The sequence below is a fragment of the Pseudomonas sp. Root329 genome (assembly GCF_001424925.1).
Classification (GTDB): domain Bacteria; phylum Pseudomonadota; class Gammaproteobacteria; order Pseudomonadales; family Pseudomonadaceae; genus Aquipseudomonas; species Aquipseudomonas arabinosi.
In genome coordinates this window covers 1-20,825 of sequence record NZ_LMCV01000035.1, presented here as the reverse complement: position 1 = coordinate 20,825, position 20,825 = coordinate 1, and the positions used below count along the sequence as shown (strand labels likewise).

General features: G+C 61.1%; 23 protein-coding genes. 11 read left to right on the top strand and 12 right to left on the bottom strand.

Annotation, left to right across the window (positions count from 1 at the left end; genetic code table 11):
• Positions 1-222 precede the first annotated feature (222 nt).
• Both ASC74_RS24440 and ASC74_RS24435 read right to left on the bottom strand, forming a co-directional pair.
• Positions 223-1,161, bottom strand: a complete 939-nt coding sequence (locus ASC74_RS24440) for an alpha/beta hydrolase (RefSeq protein WP_056744737.1) — start codon at positions 1,159-1,161, stop codon at positions 223-225.
• Positions 1,148-1,987, bottom strand: a complete 840-nt coding sequence (locus tag ASC74_RS24435; protein ID WP_056744735.1) for an SDR family NAD(P)-dependent oxidoreductase — start codon at positions 1,985-1,987, stop codon at positions 1,148-1,150. Before ASC74_RS24435 ends, ASC74_RS24440 begins: the two co-directional genes overlap by 14 nt.
• A 145-nt stretch (positions 1,988-2,132) precedes the next feature.
• Between ASC74_RS24435 and ASC74_RS24430 the strand changes: the two genes are divergently transcribed.
• The 4 genes from ASC74_RS24430 to ASC74_RS31890 all read left to right on the top strand — a co-directional run bounded on the left by ASC74_RS24430 (position 2,133) and on the right by ASC74_RS31890 (position 5,454).
• Positions 2,133-3,176, top strand: coding sequence for a Rieske 2Fe-2S domain-containing protein (locus ASC74_RS24430; RefSeq protein WP_056744733.1), 1,044 nt, complete (start codon positions 2,133-2,135; stop codon positions 3,174-3,176).
• A 135-nt stretch (positions 3,177-3,311) separates the two neighbouring features.
• Complete coding sequence (locus ASC74_RS24425) at positions 3,312-4,442, top strand: helix-turn-helix transcriptional regulator (RefSeq protein ID WP_046049814.1); 1,131 nt, start codon at positions 3,312-3,314, stop codon at positions 4,440-4,442.
• An 87-nt stretch (positions 4,443-4,529) separates the two neighbouring features.
• Positions 4,530-5,162, top strand: coding sequence for an ADP compounds hydrolase NudE (gene nudE, locus ASC74_RS24420; protein WP_236713339.1), 633 nt, complete (start codon positions 4,530-4,532; stop codon positions 5,160-5,162).
• A 124-nt stretch (positions 5,163-5,286) separates the two neighbouring features.
• Positions 5,287-5,454, top strand: a complete 168-nt coding sequence (locus ASC74_RS31890; RefSeq protein ID WP_177338880.1) for a hypothetical protein — start codon at positions 5,287-5,289, stop codon at positions 5,452-5,454.
• 54 nt (positions 5,455-5,508) lie between these two features.
• Here the strand turns inward: ASC74_RS31890 and dmpG are convergent, their stop codons facing one another.
• The 4 genes from dmpG to ASC74_RS24400 are packed head-to-tail and all read right to left on the bottom strand — an operon-like array spanning position 5,509 to position 9,114.
• On the bottom strand, positions 5,509-6,543 hold the full coding sequence (gene dmpG, locus ASC74_RS24415) for a 4-hydroxy-2-oxovalerate aldolase (protein WP_046054844.1): 1,035 nt from the start codon (positions 6,541-6,543) through the stop codon (positions 5,509-5,511).
• Between the two features lie 13 nt (positions 6,544-6,556).
• A complete protein-coding gene (locus ASC74_RS24410; protein ID WP_056744731.1) occupies positions 6,557-7,465 on the bottom strand; it encodes an acetaldehyde dehydrogenase (acetylating) in 909 nt (302 codons plus the stop codon).
• 18 nt (positions 7,466-7,483) lie between these two features.
• Positions 7,484-8,275 carry a fumarylacetoacetate hydrolase family protein gene (locus tag ASC74_RS24405; protein ID WP_056744729.1) on the bottom strand — a complete coding sequence of 264 codons (792 nt, stop codon included), beginning with the start codon at positions 8,273-8,275 and terminating at the stop codon, positions 7,484-7,486.
• Positions 8,272-9,114, bottom strand: a complete 843-nt coding sequence (locus ASC74_RS24400) for an alpha/beta fold hydrolase (RefSeq protein WP_056744727.1) — start codon at positions 9,112-9,114, stop codon at positions 8,272-8,274. The genes ASC74_RS24405 and ASC74_RS24400 overlap by 4 nt, the downstream gene beginning before the upstream one ends.
• A gap of 162 nt (positions 9,115-9,276) precedes the next feature.
• Here ASC74_RS24400 and ASC74_RS24395 point away from each other — a divergent pair, with 162 nt between their 5' ends.
• Positions 9,277-10,050, top strand: a complete 774-nt coding sequence (locus ASC74_RS24395) for an SDR family oxidoreductase (RefSeq protein WP_056744726.1) — start codon at positions 9,277-9,279, stop codon at positions 10,048-10,050.
• Positions 10,051-10,067: 17 nt separating this feature from the next.
• Positions 10,068-10,553, top strand: a complete 486-nt coding sequence (locus ASC74_RS24390; RefSeq protein ID WP_056744724.1) for an SRPBCC family protein — start codon at positions 10,068-10,070, stop codon at positions 10,551-10,553.
• Between the two features lie 109 nt (positions 10,554-10,662).
• Here the strand turns inward: ASC74_RS24390 and ASC74_RS24385 are convergent, their stop codons facing one another.
• From ASC74_RS24385 to ASC74_RS24360, 6 genes are read right to left on the bottom strand one after another with little or no spacing between them, the layout of a single operon-like run.
• The gene (locus ASC74_RS24385; protein WP_056744722.1) at positions 10,663-11,046 is read right to left on the bottom strand and encodes a steroid Delta-isomerase; all 384 of its coding nucleotides are present in this window, start codon (positions 11,044-11,046) and stop codon (positions 10,663-10,665) included.
• Positions 11,047-12,249 carry an acetyl-CoA C-acyltransferase gene (locus ASC74_RS24380; protein ID WP_056744720.1) on the bottom strand — a complete coding sequence of 401 codons (1,203 nt, stop codon included), beginning with the start codon at positions 12,247-12,249 and terminating at the stop codon, positions 11,047-11,049.
• 31 nt (positions 12,250-12,280) lie between these two features.
• A complete protein-coding gene (locus ASC74_RS24375) occupies positions 12,281-12,739 on the bottom strand; it encodes a MaoC family dehydratase (RefSeq protein ID WP_056744718.1) in 459 nt (152 codons plus the stop codon).
• 2 nt (positions 12,740-12,741) lie between these two features.
• On the bottom strand, positions 12,742-13,524 hold the full coding sequence (locus tag ASC74_RS24370) for an SDR family oxidoreductase (RefSeq protein ID WP_056744716.1): 783 nt from the start codon (positions 13,522-13,524) through the stop codon (positions 12,742-12,744).
• A 14-nt stretch (positions 13,525-13,538) separates the two neighbouring features.
• On the bottom strand, positions 13,539-14,732 hold the full coding sequence (locus ASC74_RS24365) for an acyl-CoA dehydrogenase family protein (RefSeq protein ID WP_056744714.1): 1,194 nt from the start codon (positions 14,730-14,732) through the stop codon (positions 13,539-13,541).
• Positions 14,729-15,901, bottom strand: a complete 1,173-nt coding sequence (locus ASC74_RS24360; RefSeq protein ID WP_056744712.1) for an acyl-CoA dehydrogenase family protein — start codon at positions 15,899-15,901, stop codon at positions 14,729-14,731. Before ASC74_RS24360 ends, ASC74_RS24365 begins: the two co-directional genes overlap by 4 nt.
• Positions 15,902-16,160: 259 nt before the next feature.
• On the opposite strand from ASC74_RS24360, the gene psrA reads away from it, so the two are divergent.
• The 5 genes from psrA to ASC74_RS24335 form a co-directional block, all read left to right on the top strand.
• Positions 16,161-17,252 (top strand): iron-containing alcohol dehydrogenase PsrA, encoded by a 1,092-nt coding sequence (gene psrA, locus ASC74_RS24355; RefSeq protein WP_056744711.1) that lies wholly within the window; start codon positions 16,161-16,163, stop codon positions 17,250-17,252.
• Positions 17,253-17,378: 126 nt separating this feature from the next.
• Positions 17,379-18,674 (top strand): MFS transporter, encoded by a 1,296-nt coding sequence (locus tag ASC74_RS24350; RefSeq protein WP_056744709.1) that lies wholly within the window; start codon positions 17,379-17,381, stop codon positions 18,672-18,674.
• 53 nt (positions 18,675-18,727) lie between these two features.
• Positions 18,728-19,600: a LysR substrate-binding domain-containing protein gene (locus ASC74_RS24345; RefSeq protein ID WP_056744707.1), complete on the top strand. Its 873-nt coding sequence runs from the start codon at positions 18,728-18,730 to the stop codon at positions 19,598-19,600.
• An 86-nt stretch (positions 19,601-19,686) separates the two neighbouring features.
• On the top strand, positions 19,687-20,514 hold the full coding sequence (phnX, locus tag ASC74_RS24340; RefSeq protein WP_056744705.1) for a phosphonoacetaldehyde hydrolase: 828 nt from the start codon (positions 19,687-19,689) through the stop codon (positions 20,512-20,514).
• A 74-nt stretch (positions 20,515-20,588) separates the two neighbouring features.
• The coding region (locus tag ASC74_RS24335) for an aldehyde dehydrogenase family protein (protein ID WP_056744703.1) at positions 20,589-20,825 on the top strand (237 nt) is incomplete at its 3' end.

Here is a 20,825-nt window from a genome sequence, read left to right as displayed (position 1 = left end):
GGAGCGRGCTTGCYCGCGAAGAGGCCGGCACAYTCAACATCTATGCCRYGGGTAACTCCGCTTTCGCGAGCAGGCTCACTCCCACAGTTGATCGTCGGTAAACACACAGCCTGTGAATACCCTAAATCCCTTGTKGGAGCGRGCYTGCTCGCGAAGRGGCCGGCACAWTCAACATCTAYGYCGCGGGTAACTCCGCTTTCGCGACAGGCTCACTCCCACAGGTTATGTGTTCGCTCCAGATAGCGCCCTGCGCAGGTCTGCCGCGGCATCGGACAAGGCTTGCGCAGCCCGCTCGACAAACGGCGCCATGCTGATAAATCCGTGAATCATGCCCTCGCAGCGCTGCACGCGCACCGACACGCCGGCGTCTCGCAGGCGCAAGGCAAACGCCTCGCCCTCATCCCGCAAAGGATCAAACTCGGCGCTGATCAAGGTGGTCGGCGGCAAGTCCACCAACCGGTCGGCGCGCAACGGCGAGGCCAAGGGATCATCCCCCTGATCGGCATCCTGCAGGTACTGCTGCCAAAACCAGTACATCATTCCAGCGCTGAGGAAATAGCCCTCGGCAAAATCCTCATAAGACTGACTGTCGCAGCGTGCATCGGTGACCGGGTAAAACAGGCACTGGTAACTAACCTTCGGCCCCTGGCGTTGCGCCGCCAGCCGACTCACGGCGAGCGCCAGGTTGCCCCCGGCGCTGTCCCCGGCCAAGCCCAGTCGGCTGCCATCGACGCCCAGTTCAGACGCGTGCTCGACCAGCCAGCAGGTGGCCGCATAACAATCGAGCGGGGCCGCCGGGAAATGATTTTCCGGCGCCAGTCGGTAGGCGACCGCCACCACCACCGCCTCCGTCAGGCTGGCGAGCGAACGGCAGAGGTTGTCATGGGTGTCGAGGTTGCCCATGACAAAACCGCCTCCGTGGAAGAACACCAGCAGCGGCAGGTTGTCCTGCTCCAGTGGCCGATACAGCCGCGCATCCAGCTCGCCCGCCGCGCCGGCGACCCGCAAGTGACGCACTTCGATCATCGGGTCGCCGGGGATGGCGGGCAGCAGGTTGTCGCAAAATTGCCGATATTGCCCGGCATCGAGCTGGCTGAAGTCGGGCTCCGGCAGGTCGCGAAACTGCTGGAGCACTGCGGCGATCTGCTTATCGAGCGGCATGGGCATCTCCCCCTACATCGGTCATTTGAAACTGCGGATTGGTTTCTTCCAGGATGCTTTGCATCCTTCGTTCCAGCGCCGGTTTGAATCCTTTGTGAGGAAAGACCCAGAAGCGTTTTTCGGCGATGGCGGCGAACACCTGCTCCGCCAGCTCGCTCGGCGTCATGCCTTGGCGGATGCTGCTGTCGAGCAATTGACTGAATGACGAACCGGCCGCGTCCACCACTTGATTCGACGCCATGATTTCGCTGGCCACCGGCCCGGGGCACACCACCGAGACCGACACCGGCACACCGAGCATGCTCAATTCGTAGTGCAGGGTTTCCGAGAGTGCGACCACGGCCTGCTTGGTCACGTTGTAAGGCGCCATCAACGGGCTGCTGAGCAAGCCCGCGAGGGACGCCGTGTTGATCACATGGGCCGCCCGCCCCTGGCGCAAAAACAGCGGCACGAAACTGCGAATGCCATTGATCACACCGCTGAGGTTGACGTTGAGCATCCGTTGCCATTGCTGCGCAGTGATTTCCCAGCTGTAGCCGGTCTGCATCACTCCGGCGTTGTTGAACAGCAGATCAACCCCGCCAAAGTGCTCGAGGGCGATGTCGCGCAAGCGCTCGACTTGCGCCAGATCGCCAACATCCGTGACGCAAGCAATCGCCTGCGTACCGCCCGTCTGCAGTTCATCGCACAGCGCTTGCAACCCCGGCCCATCGAGATCGGCCAGCACCAGGCGCATCCCCAGCCTTGCCGCATGCTCGGCCAAACCCCGGCCAATACCACTGGCGGCCCCGGTAATCACCGCGACCGGCCCTTGTTCATTGCTCATCGCCAACTCCTGCACTGGGTCCAATGGCGTCAGTAGAGCGGGCGGGCGTAAACCGGCCATCGTCCATTCAGACGATGCCCGCTTCTACAGGGGCGGCAGAATCCGTGACAGGCGCCAAGCCCGTGAACCCTGGGAGAATAATAAGATGAGTACCTTGCACCGCATCGAAGCCAAACTACTGGAAGACCGCTACGCCCGTGGCTGGCATTGTCTGGGTCTGGCCGCCCAATACCGCGACGGCAAGGCCCATCGCCTGGAGGTGTTCGGCACCCGGCTGGTGGCCTTTCAGGGCGAAGACGGCGAGCTGCATATTCTGGATGGCTATTGCCCGCACATGGGCGCCGACCTCAGTACCGGTTGCGTTGAAGGCAACTCGATTCGCTGCCCGTTCCACGCCTGGCGCTGGGGTGCCGATGGTGTCTGCGATGACATTCCTTACGCCAAACGCATTCCGCCACGGGCACGGCTCAAGAGCTGGCCACTCATGGAGGAAAACCAGTTGCTGTTCGTCTGGAATGACCCGGAAGGCAACCCGCCGCTCCCTGAACAACGCATCCCGCGCATTGACGCTTGCTTCAGTGACGAGTGGGCCGCGTGGGAAGTCGCCGAACTGCAGATCGGCACCAATTGCCGCGAATTGATCGACAACATCGCCGACATGGCGCACTTCGGCACGGTGCATGGCGCACCCGTCGAGGCGTTCAGCAACGTCTTCGAAGGCCATCTGGCCACCCAGATCATGAGCGCCCGCAGTGAGCGCTTGTCCGGCGACGGCGCGTTGAGCACCGTGGCCACCTACTTCGGCCCGGCCTACCAGATCACCGAAATGACCGGCGCGATGAATGGCCAGCCGATCCATTCGATCCTGCTCAACTGCCATGTGCCGATCGACCTCGACAGCTTCACCCTGCGCTATGGCGTACTGGTGAAAAAGATCCCGGGGCTTAGCGAAGAACAGAATCAGGCGATGGCCAAGGCCTATGTGCAGCAAGCACAGGAAGCCTTCTACGAAGACGTGACGATCTGGCACAGCAAGACCCGCGTCGACAACCCGTTGCTGTGTGACGGTGATGGCCCGGTCTATCAGCTGCGCCGCTGGTACGAGCAGTTCTACACCGACGTCGCGGCGCTCTCGGCCGACGTGCTGGAGCAAAAACGGTTCGTCGTGCGCGCCACCGAACAGGCCTGAACACCGCGGCCTTTTGCGCTTCCTGCGCCTGACCGGCAGCCGCCCGTCAGGCCTTGAGCCCGAGCGTTGCATGGAGTCGATATCGGCGCTTATTCTCGGCCACCGCCAACGCTAATAATAAAAACGGTTTTCCCTATGCAGCAGAGCCTCAGCCTCGATACGTTCAGTGATTTGATCGGCAACCTCTATCAGGGACCGCTGGAAACCATTCCCTGGGCGACCTTTCTCAACCAGCTCAACGTGTACCTGGAAAGCAAGTACGTGACCTTCATCCTGCGTCCGCCCAGCGCGCATGTGGATGGCTTGATGGTCAACACCACTGGCACGTCGACCGAGGCGACCGCGTCGTATAACAAACACTTTTTCACCCTCGACCCGTTCGTCGACCTGCCCAACCGCCAAGTGGTGACCCTCGCCGAGTTCGTGTCCAACGACGATTGGCAGCACTCGGAGTTCTACAAGAATTTCCTCGAACCGGTGGATGTGTTCCACATTCTCGGCGCCGACATCAACACCTGCGACGGCGCCCAGTGCCGTATCCGCATCAGTCGCGGACGCGATGACAAGCCCTTCGGCAACGAAGAGAAAGCCTTGTTGACGCACTTCATTCCGCACCTGGAACGCTCGATCAAGATCCACATGCAGCTCAATCGCATCGAAGCCGAGCGCAACCTCTATGCCGGCGCGGTGAATCAGTTGGCGGTCGGTACGATCATCCTCGACGAGGCTGGCAAAGTGCTGCAAACCAACCAGGTCGCCGATCGGCTGATCCAGGAAAAGGACGGCATCAAACTGGTCAACGACGGCCTGCAAGTCGGCACCGCGCGAGACACTCAAGAGTTCCGGCGCCTGGTGAAGCAATCGCTGCTCTCGCAAAAAAGCAGCAACCCGTCGGTGGTCGAAGCCCTGCGCGTGCAACGGCCGTCCGGGCGGGCGGACCTGGGGATCATCGTGCGCTCGGTGCCGTTGTCGGACTGGAGCGAAGGCAAACAGTGCCCCACCGTGGTGATTTTCATCAGCGACCCGGAGCAACAATCCACCGCGCCACAGGAGATCGTCCGCGCACTGTTCGACTTCACCCCGGCCGAAACTCAACTGGCCATGTTGTTGGCCAACGGCTTAACCCTCGACGAAGCCTCCGAGGAGCTGGGTATCAGCCGCAACACCTCGCGGGCGCACCTGCGATCGACCTTCTCCAAGACCGGCGTGACCCGCCAGACCATGCTCGTGCGGCTCATCCTGCGCAGCGTGGCGACCCTCGGTTAGCGTTCAACCTCCGCCCTCGTCCGCTCGGACGATGGCGGCCATCCCGGCACGGCGCACAGTGGCTTTATCCCAACCAGGGGCCTGACCATGCGCAACTGTCCAACCATCCTCAAGACTGAATTGCTGGCTGAAAGCGGCTATTTTCAGATCGAAGCTTTGCACCTGCAATTCAGCAACGGCCAACAGCGGGTTTACGAGCGTCTGCGCGGCACCGGTTATCGCTCGGTGATGCTGGTGGCGATGCCTGATCCGCTGCATGTGTTGCTGGTGCGTGAATATGCGGTCGGTGTCGAAAAAATCGTGCTCGGCCTGCCCAAGGGCGGCGCGGAGCCTGATGAAGACTATCTGCAAGCGGCGCAACGCGAACTCTGCGAAGAGGTCGGGATGCGCGCTGCACGCCTCAGCGAACTGGGCGAACTGACCCTGGCACCGGGTCACCTGTGCCATCGCTACCGGGTGGTGCTGGCGGAACAGTTGAGTCCCTGCCAACTGGTCGGCGACGAGCCCGAACCGCTGGAATGCCTGCGCGTGCCGCTGGCGCAGATCCCCGACCTGGTGGCCCGCGGCGAACTCAATGAAGCGCGGGCCATTGCTGCACTGTTCATGGCCATGGGCGCCCTCGCCCGGCGCGGCTGCCCCCAATCCCAGACAACACTCAAAACCTGTGGGAGCGAGCCTGCTCGCGATGAGGCCGGCACATTCAACATTGATGTCGCCTGACACACCGCCATCGCGAGCAGGCTCGCTCCCACAAGGGGCCTGTGTAGTCCATTCGGACGAAGCCACGTTCCGCCAGCCGCAATACCTTGCCTCTACAACAATAAAATCCGTGTCGAGGCTCGCTATGCGAAAAGCCACCTGTGCCCTGTTCATCATCGTCTGCGCTGGCAGCACCGCCAGTCTGTGTCAGCTGTTCAAGAATGAAGCCTACCGACCGACCACCGCGTTCTTCAGTTGCTCGGCCAGTGCCATCAATTGCTATCCCCCGCTGGTGCGTAATCTGCTCCCATAAAAAAACCACCGGGCCTGCAAGCAAGGCCGGTGGTTTTTTTGTGCTGTCGCCAGATCAGGTTGGCAAGACACCCCGCGAACGTGACAGGGTTAGCGCCAGGTCTTCGATCATGTCTTCCTGACCGCCGACGGTGCCGCGTCGACCCAATTCCACCAGCAGCTCACGTGCGGCAATGCCGTACTTTTGCTCGGCACGTTTGGCGAACAACAGGAACGAACTGTAGACCCCGGCGTAACCCAGGGTCAGCGCATCGCGGTCGAGGCGGATCGGCTGGTCCATCATCGGCACTACCAGGTCTTCGGCAACGTCCATGATCCGGTACAGGTCGATGCCACTGTTGACGCCCATCCGCTCAAGCACCGCGACAAACACTTCGAGCGGCGTATTGCCCGCCCCTGCGCCCAGCCCCGCCACCGAACCGTCGATACGTGCGGCGCCCGCCTCGATCGCGGCAAGGGAATTGGCAATCGCCATGCCCATGTTGTGGTGACCGTGAAAACCGACTTCGGTCCCGGCACTCAGCCCAGCTCGCAATGCAGCGATTTTCTCAGTGACTTCATCAGGCAGCATGTAGCCCGCCGAGTCAGTGCAGTAAATGCAGTTGGCCCCATAACTCTCCATCAACCGCGCCTGCTCCAGCAGTTTTTCCGCGCTGACCATGTGCGCCATCATCAGAAAGCCGACAGTATCCAGGCCCATCTTCGCTGACATGCCGATGTGCTGGCCGGAAACGTCCGCCTCGGTGCAGTGGGTGGCCACACGAATGGTCGACACCCCGTGTTCATGGGCCATTCTCAAATGATCGAGGGTGCCGATACCCGGCAACAACAGCGCCGAGACCTTGGCCTGTTTCATACGCGGGATCACCGCCGCGAAGTATTCCTCGTCGCTGTGGGCGGGAAAACCGTAGTTCAGCGATGCACCGCCCAGGCCATCGCCGTGGGTGATTTCGATCAACGGCACGCCGGCCGCATCGAGACCGGTCGCTACCGAGATCATCTGTTCCAGGCTGATTTGATGCTGTTTGGCATGCATGCCGTCGCGCAGGCTCATGTCGTGCAGACGGACGCTCTTACCTTGCAAATTCATGGCAATTCTCCACTCAACGGACGGGCAGTTGCAGGGTGCCCTTGTGGGCTTCTTCGGCGAACATCTCGGCGGTACGCAGCCCCGCAGCAGTCATGATGTCCAGGTTGCCGGCGGACTTTGGCAGGAAGTCGCCGAGGCCTTCGACTTCGATGAAAATCGACACCTTGTGCCCATCGAACACCGGGCCATTGATCAGCTTGTAGCCGGGAACATAACGCTGCACTTCCTTGACCATCTGCAACACCGAGGTGCGAATGGCGTCCTGATTCGGTTCGTCATCCGTCAGGCAGTGGATGGTGTCGCGCATCATCAGCGGTGGCTCGGCCGGGTTAATGACGATGATTGCCTTGCCACATCGGGCGCCGCCGATCTTCTCGACCGCACCGGCCGTGGTGCGGGTAAATTCGTCGATGTTCTGGCGAGTGCCCGGGCCGACCGAACCGGAGGACACGGTGGCGACGATCTCGCCGTAACTCACCGACTGGACCCGCGACACTGCCGCGACCATCGGAATGGTCGCCTGGCCACCGCACGTCACCATGTTGACGTTCATTGCCAACGTTGCCGCGTGTTCCTTGAGATTGACCGGTGGCACGCAGAACGGGCCGATGGCCGCGGGCGTGAGATCAATCATGATCACCCCCAGTTCGTTGAGCTTGCGGCTGTTTTCCGCGTGTACGTAGGCCGAGGTGGCATCGAAGGCGATGCGAATATCATCGTCGAGTACATGGGGCAGCAATCCGTCGACGCCTTCGGCTGTGGTTTTCACCCCCAGTTCGCGGGCGCGTTTCAAGCCCTCGGACTCGGGATCGACGCCGACCATCCACACCGGCTCGATCCATTCCGATCGGTACATTTTCATCAGCAGGTCAGTGCCGATATTGCCCGGGCCGATAATGGCCGCTCTGAGTTTCTTGCTCATCCGGTTAAACCCCACAGGTCAGGCGCAGAAGGACACCTGGGCACTGCCCAGGCCATCGATGGTCAGAGAAAAAAGGTCGCCCGCACGCGCAGGCTCCAGCGGCACCAAAGAGCCTGAGAGAATGATTTCCCCGGCCTTGAACGGAATACCGAAGGCGCCCAGGGTGTTGGCCAGCCAGGCCACGGCCGTCAGCGGATTACCCTGCACCGCCGAGCCCAAACCTTCGCTGAGAGGCTCGCCATTCTTGAACACACGCATGCGCAAGTTGGGCAAATCCAGCGTCCGTGGATCGACCTGAACATCGCCCAACACGAACACACCGCAAGAGGCGTTGTCGGCGACGGTGTCTTGTATGCGGATCCGCCAGTCATGAATCCGTGAGTCGACAATTTCGAAGCACGGCATCACGTATTCGGTCGCTTCCAGCACGTCGGCTTCGGTAACACCGGGGCCGATCAGATCGTGCTTGAGCTTGAAGGCAATCTCGCCCTCGGCTCGGGGCTGGATCAGCTTGTTCGCGACGAGGGAGATTTGCGCGTCATTGGCGAACGACATCTGCCGGGTGATGAAGCCGAAATCCGGTTGATGCACATTGAGCATTTGCTGGACCGCCGCCGACGTCACCCCGATTTTCTTGCCGACAATCCGGTCACCGGCGGCCACCCGGCGTTCGATGCTGTAGAGGGAAATATGGTAGGCGTCTTCGATACTGATCGATGGCCAGCGCTCGGTCAGCGGCGCCAGGGTGGTGCCGCTCAGCAACGCCTGATACAGCTCTTCACCGTATTGATGGCGCAGTTGTTCACTCATGAGCGAGCCTCCTCAAAGAACGCCAGGCACTCGCGGTTGAACAGTTCACGGTGCTCGACCATCACCCAATGCCCGCATTCGCTGAGCAGGACAAAGCGAATGTTCTGGCAGTGCTGCATCATCGTTTGCGCGCCAGACACTGGGCAGAATTTGTCGTTCATGCCCCAGAAACCGAGGATCGGACACTGCAACTCGCCGAGGCGCGAGGTCATGTTCGGTACTTGCATGGTCGACAACACGCAGACCGGTTGCTGGCGCACCACTGCGACCCGCTCATTGACCGTCTCGTCGCTGATCAACGACTCATCGAACAGTTGCAGCGCCAGCAGCCGACGCATTCCGCCCGCATCGTGCAGTTCACCCTTGGCGAAGGCCGCCCCCATTTTCTGGATGCCTTCCATCTGCAAGTAATACTGTTCTTTTTCCATCAGGCCGCCGGGCGCCATCAGCACCAGCCGGCTGACCCGCTGCGGCTGGTCGAGGGCCAGTTTGATCGCGATCGCACCGCCCAGGGAATTGCCGACCAGCACGCATCGCTGGATATCCAGGGCATCGAGCAAATCGCTCAAGGCGGCGACAAAGAAGTCCAGGGTGTAGAGGGTGTCTGGCTTATCTGAAGCGCCATAACCCGGCAGGTCGGGGACGATGATCCGGTAGCCTGCCGCGGCAAACACCGGGTAGTTCTGCTTGAAGTTGCTGTGACCGCTGGCACCCGGCCCGCTGCCGTGAATGAAAATCACCGGCTCGCCGCTGCCGATGTCACGCCCGCCGATATCCAAGTAGTGCAGCTGCAAACCCTGTGGCAGCGTAACGAAGTGCCCTTGCGCTGATGCGCTCATAAGGTGTCCTCCCGGCCTGTTGTTGTCGCCGGATTATTCCGAGCGCCCGGGCAAACAACATCGTCCGACAGGACTACGCCGCCCTAGTCTTTTCGGACGTTGGCCGGCTCAGGCTGTGGACCTAGCATCGCAGCATTCCCGAGCGACAGAACGAGGCATCCCATGCTTGATCCGATGGACTTTCGCGGCAAAGTGGTACTGGTCACCGGCGGTGGCAAAGGCGTCGGTCGCGGCATCAGTCAGCGTTTTCTCGACTGTGGTGCCGACGTGGTGATCTGCGGTCGCGAAGCACCGGACACCCTGCCTGCCAGCGCTGGGCGCGAGGCGCTGTTTCTGCCCTGCGACCTGCGGGATGTCGAGCAGTCCGGGCGGTTGATCGACAGTATCGTCGAGCGTTTCGGTCGCCTCGATGTATTGGTCAACAATGCCGGCGGTTCACCGAATGCCGACGCGGCCAGTGCCTCGCCGCGCTTTAGCGAAGCGATCATCCGCCTCAACCTGTTGGCGCCGCTGAATCTCTGTCAGCAGGCCAACAAGGTGATGCAGGCGCAAGCCGACGGTGGCGCAATCATCAATATTTGCAGCGTCAGTGCGACCCGCCCTTCGCCCGGCACTGCTGCCTATGGCGCGGCCAAGGCCGGGTTGCTGAACCTGACCGGTTCGCTGGCGGTGGAATGGGCGCCCAAGGTGCGGGTCAACGCTGTGACGGCCGGGTTGATTCTCACCGAGCAGGCGGCCATGCATTATGGCGATCGGGCGGGCATTGCCCGGGTGGCGGCCACCATCCCGCTGCAACGCCTGGCGGCTCCGGAAGACATCGGCGATACCTGTCTGTACCTGGCATCAACGCTGGCACGTTATGTCAGCGGCGCGGACATCACCGTGCACGGTGGTGGCGAACGCCCGGCGTTTCTCGACGCGGCGCAATCCCATTGAACAAGAGGAATTCCAACATGCCCGCGATTGCCCGCCACAGCGTCTTGCTCGACCTCACTCCACAAGCCGCGTGGGCCAAACTGCGCGACCTGAGCCTCGCCCCGCATTACGTGCCGGGGTTGACCGGTTGCCAGTTTCATCCCGGTGCACGCGAAGGGGTTGGCGCCAGTCGCCGGGTATTTCGCAAGGGTGGTCAGTGGCTGGATGAAAGCGTGGTGCAATGGCAGGACGGTGTCGGTTTTGTGCTGATTTTGCACAAGGCCAGCGGCGGCGCGCCCTTCCCGTTCCGCGAAGCCAGCTTCAGTTATGCCTTGCAGGCCGAGGGTGAGGTGACGCGCATTACCACGCAAATGAACTACAGCCTGCGCGGTGGCCGGCTGGTGGAATGGTTGCTGACGAAGGCGTTCAACAACGTCGTGCGTGAGATTGCCGAGAACCTCAAGGCCTACTACGAAACCGGGCAGACGCAGAATGCGGAATATTCCCACGCCCTCAGGGTGTAACCGGTCAATGTAGGAGCTGCCGCAGGCTGCGATCTTGGCGATATCTGCGTCGCCGACCAGATCAAGATCAAAAGATCGCAGGCTGCGCCAGCTCCTACAGGGAATCGTCTCAGGGCTGCGGGCCCATGTTGACGTCGCTCCAATAGGCTTTCATCGAGCGGATCTTGCCGTCCGCATCGAATTCCATCACATCGATCACATGAAGCGAGCACGGTTGCCCGGCCCACTCCATGTCAACCCGAAATGGCATCGCCCCACAACCGTTCAACGTCGCCCGAACCGGGCCGGTCAGGGTCGCCGAGACTTTGCTCGCGCCCAGCCCTTCGCGGTAGAAACGTTCGACGGAGACAAGGCCCCGAATCGGCGGTTGGCCGACGGGGTCTTCGACTACCGCGTCCTGACCATACAGCGCGACGATCCCGTCGATGTCACCGGCGTCCACCAATTCCACATAACGCGCCATCGTCGCTTGAATCTGTTGTGCACTGACCATTCAGACCACCTCGAACAGTGCGGCAGCACCCATGCCGCCGCCGATGCACATACTCACCACCACGTAACGCAATCCACGGCGCTGCCCCTCGACCAACGCGTGACCGACCATCCGCGCACCGGACATACCGAAAGGATGCCCCACCGAAATCGCACCACCGTTGACGTTCATGTGTTCAGCGGGAATGCCCAGGGTGTCGCGGCAATACAGCACCTGACAGGCGAACGCCTCGTTCAACTCCCAGAGGCCAATGTGGTCCACGGTCAGGCCATGGCGCTTGAGCAGTTTCGGGATGGCGTAGACCGGGCCGATGCCCATCTCGTCGGAGTTGCAGCCGGCGACCGCCATCCCGCGATAAATCCCCAGCGGCTCCAGGCCACGCTTCTCGGCCAATTTGGCACTCATCAACACCGAGGCCGAAGCACCGTCGGACAGTTGCGAGGCGTTGCCGGCCGTGATGAAGCGGCCCTTTTCACTCCACTGACCGCCCGGCCACACCGGTTCCAGCGCACTCAGGCTTTCGCGGGTGGTGTCGATGCGGTTGCACTCGTCGCGCAGCAAGGTGACGGTTTCGTAGCGGGTTTCGCCACTGGCCTTGTCGAAGATCGCCTTGCGGCTGGTCAGCGGCGCGAGTTCACGGTCGAACAATCCATTACTCTGGGCCAACGCGGTTCGCACCTGGCTCTGGTAGCTGTATTCGTCCTGTTCCTCGCGGGAAATCCCGTAGCGTGTGGAGACGATCTCGCCGGTTTCGATCATTGGGATATAAGCGTGCGGATCCAGCTCAATCACCGAGGCTGACTGATTGCGGTACAGGTTCTTGTGCTTGTTCTGCACCAACGAAATCGACTCCAGGCCACCGGCCACGGCAATGTCGATTTCGTCGCACATGATGCCTTTGGCAGCCATGGCAATGCTCATCAGCCCCGATGAACACTGGCGTTCGACGGCCATCCCGGCGACCGAGGTCGGCAAGCCGCCGGCAATCGCGCAGAGGCGCCCGAGGTTATAAGACTGCGTGCCCTGCTGCGCTGCTGCGCCGATGATCACATCGTCCACTTCGCCCGGCTCGATGCCGGCGCGACGCACGGCTTCGCGCACCACATGGCCGCCGAGCTGCGGCGCGTCAGTGTCATTGAATGCACCGCGAAAGGCTTTGCCGATCGGGGTACGGGCGGTCGAAACGATGACGGCTTCTTTCATGCTGGATTCCTCGAATGTTCTGTTAAAGGGTTCACGCGGGGTAGTAACGGCTGATGGTGTCGACCACACAGCCGGGACGCTCCTCGCCGTCGATGTCGACGCTGACGCGAATGGTCGCCTGAACGCCGCCCTTGACCTCCTCGACCGCCATCAATTGCGCACTGCCGCGCACCCGCGAGCCAACACGCACCACCGTGGGAAAGCGCACCCGCTCGCAGCCATAATTGACACCCATGGCGATGCCGCGCACCTCGACGATCTGCGGTAAAAACAGATTGACCAACGCCAAGCTTAGATAACCATGGGCGATGCAGGCGCCGAAGGGACCGCTGGCTGCCTTGAGCGGATCGACGTGAATCCACTGGTGATCACCGGTCGCCTCGGCGAACCGGTCGATGCGGTCCTGCGCGAGAACCAGCCAGTCGCTGACGCCCAGCACCTCTCCCACGGCATCGTGCAAGGCGAGGGGCGAGTCGAAAATACGTGACATGTTCATGCCCTCTGACTGGAAACCGACAACACTTCGCCGGTCATGTAGGAACTGTAGTCGCTGGCCAGAAACATCATCACGTTGGCCACTTCCCAGACCTCGGCGGCACGACCAAACGCCTCATTGGCGGCGAGTTGATCAAGCACTGCCTGAGGGGCGGACTTACGCAGGAAATCGTGCAACGCAATGCTCGGGCTCACCGCGTTGATGCGGATTCCATAGTCGGCGGCCTCGACCGCGGCGCAACGGGTCAACGCCATGACCCCGGCCTTGGCCGCGGCGTAGTGCGACTGCTCTTTCTGCGCCCGCCAGCCCAGCACCGAAGCGTTGTTGACGATGACCCCGGCACGCCGCTCGATCATCTTCGGCAACATCGCACGGGTCATGCGCATAGTGCCGGTGAGCGTCACATCGAGGACTCGGTTCCACTCCTCATCCGTCATGTCCACCAGCAGCCGGGAACCACCAAGACCGGCGTTGTTGATCAGCACATCGACACCCTGCAGATCGCGCTCGGCGCAGGCAATCAGCTGTTGAACCTGAGCTTCGTCAGCGACATTGCAGACCTGACCGAAGACCTGTTGCAGACCGGTCGTGTCGCGGATTTTCGACACCGCTTCTGCCAGCCGGCCTTCATGGATATCGCTGATCATCAAGGCGCGGCAACCCTCCTCGGCGGCACGCACCGCGGCGGAAAAACCGATACCGGCCCCGGCCGCGGCCGTGATCAGCACTGACTTGTCACGCAGCAAACCGTGACCCGCAACATAGTGAGGAACAGACATGGAAAACTCCTTGGTCAGGTGCGCAGGCGCGGCTCTTTGGGCATTCCCAGGGCGCGCTCGGCGATGATGTTGCGCTGGATCTCGTTGCTGCCGCCGTAGAGGGTGTCGGCGCGACTGAACAGGTACAGCGATTGCAAACGGGTGAGTTGATAGGGCGCGGCTTCCAGCAGTTCCGCCTCGGCGCCGAGGACGTCCATCGCCAGCTTGCCGAGGCTGGCGTGCCAGGTGGACCAGAACAGTTTGTAGATGGTCGCTTCTTTGCGCAGCGAACCGTCCTGCGCCCCGGACAGCATGCGCAACGAGTTGTAGCGCATGATCCGCAGCCCGCTCCAGGCCTCGGCCAGACGCTGGCGCAGGATCGGGTCGCGTGCGGCGCCATTGGCCCGGGCGATGGCGATGATTTCATTCAGTTCATTGTGAAATTGCATCTGCTGGCCGAGGGTCGATACCCCGCGCTCGAAACCGAGCAACGCCATGGCGATCTTCCAGCCCTCACCCGGCGCGCCGATGATATTGGCGGCGTCGGTGCAGGCATCATCGAAGAACACTTCGTTGAACTCGCAGGTGCCTGTGAGCTGCTCGATAGGCCGCACGCTAATCTCCGTCTGGGCCATGGGCACCAGCAAGAAGGACAAGCCGCGATGGCCAACGCTGCCCGGTTCAGTGCGGGCGATCACAAAACACCAGTCCGACTCATGGGCCAGGGAGGTCCAGACTTTTTGTCCGTTGATCACCCAAGTGCCGCGGGCTTCATCAAGCACCGCGCGGGTCTTGACGTTGGCCAGGTCGGACCCGGCCCCCGGTTCGGAATAGCCCTGGCACCAGAAGGACGTGCCGTTGACGATGCCCGGCAGAAAGCGCTGTTGCTGCTCGGCAGTGCCGAACGCGGCAATGGTCGGTCCGGCCAGCCCTTCGCCGATATGCCCCATGCGTCCCGGGCCGCCAGCGCGGGCGTACTCTTCGTGGAAAATCACTTGCTGGCTGATCGACAGTCCACGCCCACCGTGCTCCGGCGCCCAGCCCACACACGTCCAGCCGCCCTCGGCGAGTTTGCGTTCCCAGGCTTTGCGTTCCTCGGGAAACATATGTTCGTCACCCGGGCCGCCGCGAAAACGCAGGGGCTCGAATTCACCGCACAGGTTAGCGCTCAACCAGTCGGCCACTTCCTGACGGAAGCGCTCGTCCTGCTCACTGAAACTGATTTTCATGGCTGCTCCCCAAGAATCGCCACGGCAATGCGCTCTCGATGCCAGGCAGGTGCGCCGAGAAAGCTTTCACTGGCGCGAGCGCGTTTGAAGTAGAGGTGCGGATCGTATTCCCAGGTGAAACCAACGCCGCCATGCAACTGGATCGACTCGGACGCGCAGTGGAAATAGGTTTCAGAGCACTGCGCCTTGGCCAGCGCCGCCGCCAGCGGCAGCTCGGCGGCCACCTGCGGGTCGCCTTCAGGATCGAGGACTTCCTGGGCCACGCAGGCCGCGTAATAACTGGCCGAACGTGCGCATTCGACCTGCAGCATCATGTCGGCGGCGCGGTGTTTGAGCGCCTGAAAACTGGCGATGGGCCGACCGAACTGCTGGCGCTCCTGCATATAGGCAACGCTCAGGTCGAGCACCTGCTGCGCGCCACCGGTCTGTTCGGCAGCCAGGCCGATGCAAGCCAGTTGCAGCACCCGCTCCAGGTGTGGCCAGCCCGAGCCGAACTCACCGAGCAGGCAGTCAGCGCTGAGGTACAGCCCCTTGAGCTGAACCCGAGCCTGACGCCGGGTCTGGTCCATGGTCGGCAACATTTGACGCTCGATCCCCGCCCGGTCCACGTCCACGGCGAACAGGCTGATGCCCGCCTCGCCAGTCGATCCGGGAACCCGTGCGGCGATGATCAAGAGCTCAGCGCTGTGCCCGTCGAGCACATGATTGAGGGTTCCATCCAGCACAAAACCCTCGCCCTCAGTCACCACCGTGGCCTGAACATCCTTGGCCGCCCAGCCGTTGGCGCTGCTGAAGGCCAGCGTAGCGGTGAGGCTGCCGTCGGCGATCAAGGGCAACCAGCGTTGTTTTTGTTGTTCATTGGCGGCCAGCAACAGCGCGGGTGTGGCCATGCAGGCGGTGGCGAAGAACGGCGAACACAGCAAGCGCCGGCCCATCTGTTCCAGCAAAATCGACAGTTCGACAAAGCCCAGTCCCAGGCCGCCGTACGCTTCGGGAATATGAATCGCCGGCCAGTACATTTCGCGGCACAGACGCTGCCAGAGCGCCTCGTCAAAACCTCGCTCGCTGACCATCGCCGCTCGCACGGCGGCAGAATCCGAGACATCGGCGAGAAAGCCCTCGGCCGATGCGCGGATCATTTCCTGTTCGTCGCTGAATGCAAACTCCATCGCGGCGCCTTCTGCTCGTTAGGCGGGGCACGCATGAAGCGACACCCCTCTGGCCTTCGAGTTTGGTGCCAGCGGCACACGACAGAAACGTCAGGGCTGCCTAGTCCAAATGGGCGATGCCGAGCCGGTTACGAGCAAGCCTTCACTCTGACCTCGGTATCGGTTCAGCCGATAGAAGCCTGCGAATTATCGATTTGAGCTGGCGTCGGCGTCCCCGGAGTATGGGGCCACCTCCAACAACAAAAACAAAGGACCCGCCATGACTGCCCGATTCCACAATCCAGTTGATACACGTTTCGGCTGGGGCAGCCTTCTCGAGCTTGCCTCTATCACCGAAAACCAAAAGGTCGCCCTTGTCACTTTTCCCGAAGCTCGCGGGCTGGGATTGGTCGATCGTATTGAGGACCTGCTGGGCGACCGATTGGTGTACGTCATCGAGGACGTCCAGCCCAATCCGGACGTGGCTCAACTGCGCGATACGTATGAGCGCTTTTGGCAGGAGGCCGGCGAATGCCACGCAGTCATCGCTGTGGGCGGAGGCAGCGCCATCGACACCGCCAAGGCGTTGATCGTGGGCACTGAGTCGGGTCGTTTTGATGAATTGCTCGCGTTGCTGGCAACGGGTAAACCCTTCGTCCCGGCGCGTAGCAAGTTACTGATTGCAGCCCCGACCACGGCGGGTACCGGCAGTGAAGTTACCCCTTGGGCCACCATCTGGGACTCGGCAAGCCACAAGAAATACTCTCTGCACCTGGACAGCACCTGGCCGAAAGTGGCCATTGTCGATCCGCAGTTAATGCTGACGGTTCCGGCGGGGGTCACTGTTTCAACGGGCCTGGATGCCCTGTCTCATGCGCTGGAGTCGATCTGGAACATCAATGCCAACCCGATCTCGGACACCTTCGCCATCTCCGCCATCGAGGACATCCTGGAATGCCTGCCGCTGCTGCGTCATGACTTGTCCAGCAGGGAACTACGTTCGCGCATGGCATTGGCTGCACTCAAGGCAGGGTTGGCATTCTCCAATACCAAAACTGCACTGGCCCATTCGATTTCTTACGAAATGACCCTGCGCTACGGCCTGCCGCATGGTATCGCCTGCTCCTTCACTCTGCCGCTGGTGTTGGGCCTCGCCTGGGGTCACGACGAAGCGCGCGACCGAACCCTTCAGCGAATATTCGGCAACGACCTGCAGAGCGCTCAAGACCAATTGCGCGAGTTCCTGCATAGCCTGGGAGTGAAGACGGAGTTTGCCGACTACGGTGTAACGCCATCGGAAGCCGAGGAAATGATTAATTTCGCCATGCAGGGCGCCAGAGGCAAAAACTTCATCGGCTCACAGGCGGCCTAGCGCCTGCCAACCCCAACCAAGCACTGTCAGCGGCGTGACGAGCCGCGACGATTTCCTGCCGCACCCACAAAAGAGTGCACCCTCCGACACCATTCGGGGGGACCGAACAATAATAAGGAAAAGATCATGAATCGTGCCCAAACCATGCCTGGACTCGCAGTGCGCACCTCATCGTTCCGAGTAGCCCAGTGGCGCATGCTGCTGGCGGCGATGTTCTGCTATCTGTTTTTCTACACCGGCCGGCAGACATTCGGTTTCGCCATTCCGGGTATCCAGGCCGAGTTCGGCTTTACCAAGGAGCACCTAGGGTGGGCTTCGGCGGCCATGCTCTGGGCCTATGCCATTGGCCAGGCCATCAACGGCAACCTCGCGGACAAATTCGGCGGCCGACGCATCATGACCGCCGGTGCCGTACTGTCCTGCGCCGCCAACTGGGTGACCAGCTTCGCCAGTGGTTTTACCGCTCTGATCTTGCCTTGGGGTCTCAACGGTTACTTCCAGGCCTTGGGCTGGGCGCCCGGGAGTCGACTCATCTCCAATTGGTGGAGTGCCGGCGAGCGCGGCAAGGTGTATGGCTTTTACGTGTTTGCCGCCGGTTGCGCCTCTGTCCTTTCTTACGTGACCTCAATCGTTGTGCTTGAGGTGATGCATCTGGAGTGGCGCTGGATCTTTCGGTTGCCCGTGCTGCTGATGCTGGCTGGCGGCATCATCTTCTACCTGGTGGCCCGTGAACGTCCGCAGGACATGGGTTTCGAACCGCTCGCCGATACCGGCGTAGCCAATGCCGATGACAAAAACCACGAAGTGGCACACGGTGAAGTCGAATCGTCCGCGCAACGCTACAAAGCCGTTCTAAAGAACTTTCGTTTGATCATCGCCGCGGTATCCCTGGGATTCCAGAACGCTGCTCGCTATGGCTTGATCGTCTGGGTGCCGGTGCACTTTCTGGGTGCCAACTGGAAAAGCGGCGACAGCATGATCGATCCGAAGTGGATTACGGTTGCCCTGCCGGTGGGCATGGCCATCGGCGCCCTCAGTAATGGCTGGGTTTCGGACAAGCTGTTCGGCTCCAAACGCTACCTGGCGATCATGCTCTACATGTTCCTCGGTGCAGCGACCAGCCTGTGGATGTGGAGCCTCCCGCCTCATAGCGCAATTGGCCTGGTGGCGCTGTTCCTCTGTGGTTTCTTCGTTTACGGCCCGGCGTCGAGTTTCTGGGCGCTCTGCCCAGACCTGGTCGGCGCAAAGCGAGCTGGCACGGCAACCGGCGTGATGAACTTCTCGTCCTATCTGTTCGCCGGCCTGGCGGAACCGTTGATCGGCAGTATGCTCGACAGTACCGGCAACACTTCATTGATCTTCATCGTGGTCACCGCTGCATGCCTGTGCAGTGCGGCGGTCGCGTTGTTCATCAGACGCTGATTGCGCAGCATGGATGCTTGTAGACAGGCAACGACTCAGGAACAGGATCTTCTATGTACCAGTACCACAAGTGGTTACGTTCCTTTCATGCGGTGGCGAAGACCGGCAGTTTCACCCTCGCCGCCGAGTACCTGAGCGTTGGTCAGCCGACTGTCAGTGAACAGGTCAATGCGCTGGAGAAGAAGTTCTCCGTGGAACTCTTTCATCGTCGAGGCCGTTTTATCGAAATGAGTTCGGCGGGACACAAGCTCTATGCGATCACCCAGGGGCTATTCGGCCAAGAGGATGAAGCCGTGCAACTTCTGCAAAGTTTCAAGCAACGCAAGACAGGCATGCTGCGCTTGGGGGCGGTCTCTCCTCCCATTGCGATGAACCTGACTTACGAATTGATGCAGCGGCATCCGGACATCGAGCTGGAAACGTCGTTCTCTCCTGAAAAAGAAACACTGGATCGTCTCTTCAACTTCGACATCGATGTGGCGATTCTTGCGCTCTCCGAATTCGACCAGCGCTTTGATACTCAGCTTTATCGACGCTATCCGATTATTGCCGTCGTCCGCGACGACCATCCCTGGGCCAGCCAGAAAGAGGTGCATGTCGAGCAGATCAGCAGCGAGAAGTGGGTCCTTCGTGAAAAAAGCTCTCGCACACGCCAACTGGTGGAAGAGAGCTGCAAGCGCCTGGACGTCGCCCTGAACTGCGTCATGCAGTTGAACAGTCGTGAAGCCATTGTCCATGCCATCGCCAAGGGCATCGGCATCGGTTTCGTTTCGGCCGTCGAGTACGCCGAAACGCCGGGCACCAAGCCGATCACCTTCGTCAATCATCCGTTTTCGATCGATTACCACCTGTGCTGCCTGGGTATTCGAAGGAACCGGCCAATGATCGCGGAGTTGTTCGACTCCAGCCCAATACCGACAACCTGATTCCGTAACGCGTTTCAACACTCAATAGGCTTACCTCCTGGTGACGAGAGGGACGGCCTACCCATACCCAAAAATGGAGATTCGTCATGCACTACAAACAACCCACTCATCTGCAAGCCGTTGTTCTGGACTGGGCGGGCACCGTCGTTGATTTCGGTTCCTTCGCCCCAACTCAAATTTTCGTCGAAGCGTTCGGCGAGTTTGGCGTAGCCGTTTCGCTGGAGGAAGCACGTGGCCCCATGGGCATGGGCAAGTGGGATCACATCCGCACGTTATGCAACCAGCCACAGATCGCCGAACGCTACCGTGCGGTCTTTGATCGCCTGCCGACCGATGATGATGTCACGGCGCTTTATGAGCGCTTCATGCCGCTGCAAATCGAGAAGATCGCGTTGCATTCCGCCGTGATTCCCGGAGCACTGGATGCCATCGGTGCCTTGCGCGACAAGGGCCTGAAAATCGGTTCGTGTTCCGGTTACCCGGCAGTCGTCATGGCAAAAGTGGTGGAGCTGGCGCGACAGAACGGCTACGTCGCCGACCATGTGGTAGCGACCGACGAAGTGCCTAATGGTCGCCCGCACCCTGCTCAGGCCTTGGCCAACGTTATCGCCTTGGGGATCAGTGACGTCGCGGCTTGCGTGAAGGTCGACGATACGTGGCCCGGCATTCTCGAAGGTCGTAGCGCAGGTATGTGGACAGTCGCATTGACCTGCTCCGGCAACGCACTGGGCTTGACCTACGATCAGTACAAGGCGCTGCCCTCCGACAAGCTGGCCGAAGAACGTGCCCGCATCATCAAGATGTTCGAAGGCTCTCGCCCGCACTATCTGATCGACACCATCGTCGAGTTGCCGGCAGTCATCGAAGACATCAATGCCCGCCTTGCGCGCGGTGAAACTCCTCAGGGTTCCTGACGCCATACGGCGGCTGAAGCTGACAGTGGCCGTCCACGGACGGCCGCAACGGATAACAACAAGAGAGCCTCATCATGATTTACGCCCAACCTGGCACTCCCAGTGCCATCGTTTCCTTCAAGTCCCGTTATGGCAACTACATCGGCGGCGAGTTCGTCGCGCCTGTTAAAGGTCAGTACTTCACCAATACCTCGCCAGTGAATGGCCAACCGCTTGCCGAATTCCCGCGTTCCACGGCCGAAGACATCGAAAAGGCCCTGGACGCTGCCCACGCGGCGGCTGATGCCTGGGGCGCCACGTCCGCCCAGGCT

What these genes read in the sequence shown, in the direction of transcription:
- ASC74_RS24370 (WP_056744716.1), bottom strand. Translation starts at nt 13,524, where the DNA reads ATGTCTGTTCCTCACTATGTTGCGGGTCACGGTTTGCTGCGTGACAAG.
- ASC74_RS24430 (WP_056744733.1), top strand. Translation starts at nt 2,133, where the DNA reads ATGAGTACCTTGCACCGCATCGAAGCCAAACTACTGGAAGACCGCTAC.
- ASC74_RS24375 (WP_056744718.1), bottom strand. Translation starts at nt 12,739, where the DNA reads ATGTCACGTATTTTCGACTCGCCCCTCGCCTTGCACGATGCCGTGGGA.
- ASC74_RS24380 (WP_056744720.1), bottom strand. Translation starts at nt 12,249, where the DNA reads ATGAAAGAAGCCGTCATCGTTTCGACCGCCCGTACCCCGATCGGCAAA.
- ASC74_RS24345 (WP_056744707.1), top strand. Translation starts at nt 18,728, where the DNA reads ATGTACCAGTACCACAAGTGGTTACGTTCCTTTCATGCGGTGGCGAAG.
- ASC74_RS24365 (WP_056744714.1), bottom strand. Translation starts at nt 14,732, where the DNA reads ATGAAAATCAGTTTCAGTGAGCAGGACGAGCGCTTCCGTCAGGAAGTG.
- ASC74_RS24360 (WP_056744712.1), bottom strand. Translation starts at nt 15,901, where the DNA reads ATGGAGTTTGCATTCAGCGACGAACAGGAAATGATCCGCGCATCGGCC.
- ASC74_RS24440 (WP_056744737.1), bottom strand. Translation starts at nt 1,161, where the DNA reads ATGCCGCTCGATAAGCAGATCGCCGCAGTGCTCCAGCAGTTTCGCGAC.
- dmpG (WP_046054844.1), bottom strand. Translation starts at nt 6,543, where the DNA reads ATGAATTTGCAAGGTAAGAGCGTCCGTCTGCACGACATGAGCCTGCGC.
- ASC74_RS24410 (WP_056744731.1), bottom strand. Translation starts at nt 7,465, where the DNA reads ATGAGCAAGAAACTCAGAGCGGCCATTATCGGCCCGGGCAATATCGGC.
- ASC74_RS24435 (WP_056744735.1), bottom strand. Translation starts at nt 1,987, where the DNA reads ATGAGCAATGAACAAGGGCCGGTCGCGGTGATTACCGGGGCCGCCAGT.
- ASC74_RS24400 (WP_056744727.1), bottom strand. Translation starts at nt 9,114, where the DNA reads ATGAGCGCATCAGCGCAAGGGCACTTCGTTACGCTGCCACAGGGTTTG.
- ASC74_RS24395 (WP_056744726.1), top strand. Translation starts at nt 9,277, where the DNA reads ATGCTTGATCCGATGGACTTTCGCGGCAAAGTGGTACTGGTCACCGGC.
- ASC74_RS24425 (WP_046049814.1), top strand. Translation starts at nt 3,312, where the DNA reads ATGCAGCAGAGCCTCAGCCTCGATACGTTCAGTGATTTGATCGGCAAC.
- ASC74_RS31890 (WP_177338880.1), top strand. Translation starts at nt 5,287, where the DNA reads ATGCGAAAAGCCACCTGTGCCCTGTTCATCATCGTCTGCGCTGGCAGC.
- ASC74_RS24405 (WP_056744729.1), bottom strand. Translation starts at nt 8,275, where the DNA reads ATGAGTGAACAACTGCGCCATCAATACGGTGAAGAGCTGTATCAGGCG.
- psrA (WP_056744711.1), top strand. Translation starts at nt 16,161, where the DNA reads ATGACTGCCCGATTCCACAATCCAGTTGATACACGTTTCGGCTGGGGC.
- nudE (WP_236713339.1), top strand. Translation starts at nt 4,530, where the DNA reads ATGCGCAACTGTCCAACCATCCTCAAGACTGAATTGCTGGCTGAAAGC.
- ASC74_RS24385 (WP_056744722.1), bottom strand. Translation starts at nt 11,046, where the DNA reads ATGGTCAGTGCACAACAGATTCAAGCGACGATGGCGCGTTATGTGGAA.
- ASC74_RS24350 (WP_056744709.1), top strand. Translation starts at nt 17,379, where the DNA reads ATGAATCGTGCCCAAACCATGCCTGGACTCGCAGTGCGCACCTCATCG.
- phnX (WP_056744705.1), top strand. Translation starts at nt 19,687, where the DNA reads ATGCACTACAAACAACCCACTCATCTGCAAGCCGTTGTTCTGGACTGG.
- ASC74_RS24390 (WP_056744724.1), top strand. Translation starts at nt 10,068, where the DNA reads ATGCCCGCGATTGCCCGCCACAGCGTCTTGCTCGACCTCACTCCACAA.